We start from the raw sequence: 322 nt of genomic DNA on the forward strand, positions 1-322 counted from the left end.
CGTCACGGTCGAGCCCGGATCCGCCGGCATGGCGTCCGGAACGGATCCGCCTGGCGGCGGCGTCCAGCAGCGCGGTCACTTCGTCGTCGGTTGTGGCCGCGAAGTCGATGTAATGGTTGCCGACGGCCACCAGGCGGCGCGGCACGTTCACGCAGACCAGTTCGTCGAAGCTCGTGAGGTCGAGCAGCGCTTCCGCCGAAGCCACTGGGACGGCCAGGATCACCCGCGTTGCGCCGTGCAGCCGGGCGACGTCCCCGGCGGCGCGCGCCGTCGCACCCGTCGCGATCCCGTCGTCGACGATGACGACGGTGTGACCGCGCAC

At 71.7% G+C, this 322-nt stretch carries 1 protein-coding gene; it reads right to left on the bottom strand.

Annotated features, from left to right (window positions below):
- Positions 1-322, bottom strand: a 322-nt coding sequence (locus QN345_RS20015) for a phosphoribosyltransferase family protein (RefSeq protein WP_323509238.1), incomplete at both ends; no start/stop codon positions are given.

It is taken from the genome of Cryobacterium sp. 10I1, from assembly GCF_035019805.1.
In the GTDB taxonomy this organism is placed as follows: Bacteria; Actinomycetota; Actinomycetes; order Actinomycetales; family Microbacteriaceae; genus Cryobacterium; species Cryobacterium glucosi.